Here is a 4,692-nt window from a genome sequence, read left to right as displayed (position 1 = left end):
ACACCTACAACACGCGTACAGCCGGAGGTGCTGGTGTGTCACGTGGCCCCTTTGGGCACAAAGAATAGGTCACTGGCAGACAGGCAGTCGGCAGCAACACGAACTTGAAGTTGCTGACGAATGTGCCTGTTGTGCCCCATGATACTGCTGTCGTCGCGCCGTGCCTCACCATGCCCGACACACTCTCCGTGTCAACTGCGCGTGCGGAGTGGTCTGTGTGGTTGGACGGGCCCGTGTTCATTGTGACATGCGCGCCGGCTGCAATGCACGTTGCACGTTGGCAAACACGCTTCCAGTGGTTCGTGGGGCTGGCCGGTCTGAGTCTAGCGTCCACTGTGGCGGCGGCTTCCGCTCATGTCGCCACTGCAGTTGCTCCCAACCGTGGAGCAGCACTCGCGTACGGCGTGCGGCTGGCAGAGGCGACCAGCCAAGGCGATCTTCCCTCCCTCTACCGGTTCGGCAAGTTCGCTCTCGCCTCTCACCTCACCAGTGCCCACAGGAAAGCTCAGATATCCGCAGCGGGTGCCGCGTCACTGTCACTCCCCAAGGCACATGCCATGCGCCCGCTCGACATGGTCAATGCTTCTCCATTTGCTGAAGGCACCGCTGACCTCGCACTGGTCGCCCCGCCGTCATTGGCGCGTGATCCTACCGCACTCGCTGATTACACCGCTGCATGCTCGCCCTCGGGAGTGTACCCACCTTCACCCTCACCAGCCCCACTCGTGTGCGGGGAGAGGCTGCTGGCGGCGCACCGGGCTACACGCCTGTGGTGTGAGGATTGCGCAGCAGGCACCTGCCAGCCTGAGTTGATTGCGCAAGCAGCCTCTGTGGGTCGAGTTCCCTTCTTCGTGAACTCTGCCGGCGTGTCGCAGCGGCCACCACCTGGCACGCACACTCGTATAGAGCAGTACGAGCTCTCACCTGACGAGCGCACCCGACTGGATGCCGACGTGCGCGAAGGGCGCATGGGTGGCGTCTTCCAGCCCGTTGGTGAGTGTGAGTCATCCCTCTGTAGCCCCGTTTTCTACAACTACAAAACCACCTTCTCACCCATGCTGCCGCTGGTGGCGGGCTCCAAGCCAACAGTTGATATGTCTGCCATCGCCGCCACCTTCGCATCACCTGAGAGAGCCCTCGCGCACTTCGACGAGCGGGTGCGGGAGGCGGTCGCTACCGCCACCTCATTACCGGCGAGTGGGTGGAGCTCGGCGCGTGCTACCGCCTCTGCTGTCGCCTCCATGGTCACGGTGTCGTCACCACGTTTGGTGTTTGACTACAGTGGACTGCTCAACGAGCGCTTGGCCAAGTGGCCGATGTCCTTGGTGACCATGTGGGAGCTGGTGGCTCAGTTTGGGAAGGGGTGGTGGGTTGCAGTGGAGGATCTTCAGAGTGGCTTCTGGGGACAGAGTGTCGACCCTCGTGACCGCCCCTACATGGCCATCATGGTGCGCGGCGAGATGTTCATGCCGACACGTCAAATGTTTGGCTCGCGCAACGCACCCGCTAGCTTTTCCGTGTTATCGGGGGAGCTGGCGGCGGTAGCTTTGCGTCTCTGTCGTCAGGCTGGGCTGCTTCACGTCCGCATTGTTGTGTACGTAGACGATTTTGCCGTGTTCGGCCCCACAGAGGACGAGTGCACACGTGCCCGTGATATCCTGCGCGCACACGTGGCGAGTGTGCTCTGTCAGTTCAAGAAGACAAAGGCGCAGGGCCCCACACAGACGCCCACTCTGCTGGGCTTGGCCTTTGACACCCGCACCATGACTGTGTCCCTACCCCAGGAGCGGCGGTACAACCTGTGTGTGTTGCTCGCCTTCGTGGTCCACTGGTGTGCTGCTAAGCCGCTGCCCCGCACACTGGCACGCAAGATGGCTGGCAAGCTGGGCTTCGCGTCCATGGTGGTGCACGGTGGCATCGGCCGCATTACACCATTTTGGGACGCCGCTGAGAACACGGGTGACTCCTCCACCTCTGTTGACTTGCTGGCATCCATCGTAGCGGCTGCGCGCTGGTGGCTCACTCGGCTCACCACCGACGTGCTGGCGGCTCCACTCATTGACTTGACGCCTGCAGGTGGCACCCCGTTCTTGCCGTCATTCAGTGACGCGTCAGGGGACATCGCCTGCTCCATCACGGTGGGCAACTTGGCGATGTACCACTCGTGGGGGGAGAGCATGTCAGGCCCCAACCTCATTGCCTGCCAAGAGATGTACCCGATCGCGTGGTTGGCGTCCACTGTGGGGTATGTGCTGCGCGACGTGGCGTGGCAGCCCTTGTGCGACAACGCAGGAGTCGTGTATGAGTTGTTGCGCGGGTCGTGCCGCTCGTCGCCAATGGCGCGTGCCCTACATCGCCAATTGTGGAGTGGACTGCATGGAGCGGATGGTGAGACACCGCGTCTTCCCGCTCACGGCACCTTCTTGGCTACTTGGCAACCGAGGGAGGGCAACGAGTTCATGGATGCTGCGTCCAAGTGCGGCACGGTGCGGGCGTTTGCGGGGCTGTTGATGGGGGCCATGTGCGTGCCTCCGTTTGTCGTTCCCGAGTGCGGCTGCTAGTGTATTTCGCATGCTCATCCGTCTGTGGTATGATTGTGCAGGGTGGTTGCGTGCTTGTGCTCGCACCGGAGCCGCGGCGCCAGTGGCGTCGGTACCGGTGTGCTCGCCACTGGTGCTGCCGGTACCGGTTCGCATGCCACTGGTACCGCTCGCAACGGTCACGCACCCGGCGGCTCTGGCTCTGCCGTCTGTCGGGTCCCGTCGTCCGCTTGGGGCTGAGGAACATGTCAGGCCCGTGCAGCCGCGGCGAGCGTCCACAGCACCAGTGACCTTCTCCATCGCTGACGTCCTGCTCGGCGCGCGCACTACTGCTGGTGGCGCAGCGGTCGATACTTGGTGCGCCCTCCGGCTGGTGGACAAGGTGGCCATGGTCGAGCGGGTGCGCAAAATGACGGCTGCGCAGCGTGCCGCTCTCGCGTACTCGGCAGCGCTGTCACGTTCCTCTATCGTGCGCTACACCGGCGCACTGAAGGGCTACGAGCTGTGGTGTCATGCGGAGGGCCTCACCGGCTTCCCTATCACCACTGACGTGCTGGTCGCGTACCTCATGCACTATGTTGTTCTGAAGGGCCTCGCCTCCCAGTCCATCGATGGGATCGTGACTGGCATCAAGCGTGCTCTGGAGCTGTCAGGCAATGGGCACTACTGCCTGAGTGTGGGCGACGAGCTGCTCGTGCGAGACGCGCTCAAGGGTATCAAGCGCATCGAGGCGGAGGGTGGCGTCAAGCATGACAATCGCCGTGCCCCCATCCTCTTCTCCCACCTGGTGGACATCCTGGCCGCCTCCTTGCTGTTGGTGGAGTCGTTGGCCGCAGCGGTGGCGGCTCAGCAGGTGTTGTGCATGTTTCTAGCCCACTCCGGTATGTTGCGGGTGGGCGAGTACATGGATGGCGCCCTGGAGCTGCAACACATCAGCTTCCACTCCGTTGACGGTTCCACCGTGCGGCCCACCAAGAGTGTGTGGCGCCCCAGAGTGGCGTACGCGGTGCTGGTGTTGATGCGGAACAAGGGCTCCGCTGACCGCAAGGGCGAAACGGCAGTCATCCCCAAGCAACCGGTGCCTGTGGATGCGCTGTTGCTGTTGCTGGCATACTACGAGCGGTTCCTGCTGCAGCGCCGGCCTGGCGACGAACCATTGTTTTGCCATCTGGAGCTACAGGCTGGAGTGGTGGTGCGTGTGCCCTCTCGGGTGTTGTCTGACTCCTACCTCAACCGCTCCATCACGCACTGGCTCTCCGCCGCTGGCTACGTGCCAAACCGCCACTCCTCGCACAGTCTGCGCGTTGGTGGGTGCACAGACAGCCACTGCAATGGCGTGGCTGAAGCAGCTATTCTGCGCAATGGGCGCTGGCACGATGTTGGCACCATGACCAAGTACAATCGCTCTGACCCACGTGACGCCGCCAGTCTCACGTACGACCCGGCGCTGGCTGCACAACGCCTGGAGTACGCCGCAGCGGCGAAGGCTGGTCAGGTCAGCGTCGCCGCCGCGCTTGATGCGTACGCCGATGAGGATGCCGGGCCGCTGCTTGACGGCCTTCTGGTGGAGGAGGGTGAGACGCTGCCTTCCGCGAGTGCTAGTGAGGAGGGTGAAACATTGCCCCCTGCCAGTGCGGGTGCCGGCGCGCCGGCAGTGACACCTCCAGTGGTGGGCGTCTCGGCGTCGCCTCGAGAAGTTGTCGGGCCGACAACGACTCCTGCCCACTCGCCTCCTGCGCCCGCCGCCCTGCATCGGGTTACGGCGCCACGTTTGGCGCCAGCGGCGTCGGGTGCATCGTCTACGGCTGCGGTGCGAGCGCCCAGCTCTCGTGTAGGACGAGGGCTGAGGAAGCCTACCAACACGGACTAGCGTGTTGTGCTGTCCCGAATGCTGCTGCGCCATTGGGTTTCCATTCGTTTCAGCCAGGCTCAGGCTGGAGCGGCGTAAGCGGGGAACAGTACCTGACACCGTCTGCGCTCCAAGCGACGCGTGCCGGGGCACAAGCTTGCGTAAATGGTCCCAAGAGTACCCAAGGGGGATCCTTTACTCCATTGATGTCTGCCCACTTCAATTGCGGTAACTTCATTACCTTGCGTTAGCGGTGGCGATGGGGACCGAGTGACCGTATCCGGTAGTGCAGACGCAGGATAC

The 4,692-nt window shown here is 63.2% G+C and carries 2 protein-coding genes; both read left to right on the top strand.

Annotated features, from left to right (window positions below; genetic code table 11):
* The first annotated feature begins 851 nt into the window (after positions 1 to 851).
* Positions 852 to 2,561, top strand: a complete 1,710-nt coding sequence (locus Q7V20_RS03475) for a reverse transcriptase domain-containing protein (protein WP_304787218.1) — start codon at positions 852 to 854, stop codon at positions 2,559 to 2,561.
* 265 nt (positions 2,562 to 2,826) lie between these two features.
* The gene (locus tag Q7V20_RS03470; RefSeq protein ID WP_304787216.1) at positions 2,827 to 4,410 is read left to right on the top strand and encodes a hypothetical protein; all 1,584 of its coding nucleotides are present in this window, start codon (positions 2,827 to 2,829) and stop codon (positions 4,408 to 4,410) included.
* The last annotated feature ends 282 nt before the right edge of the window (positions 4,411 to 4,692 follow it).

Origin of the sequence: Aquabacterium sp. (assembly GCF_030652515.1) — a bacterium.
In the GTDB taxonomy this organism is placed as follows: domain Bacteria; phylum Pseudomonadota; class Gammaproteobacteria; order Burkholderiales; family Burkholderiaceae_C; genus Aquabacterium.
The sequence above is the reverse complement of the archived record's forward strand: the minus strand, read 5'-3'. Positions and strand labels throughout refer to the sequence as shown.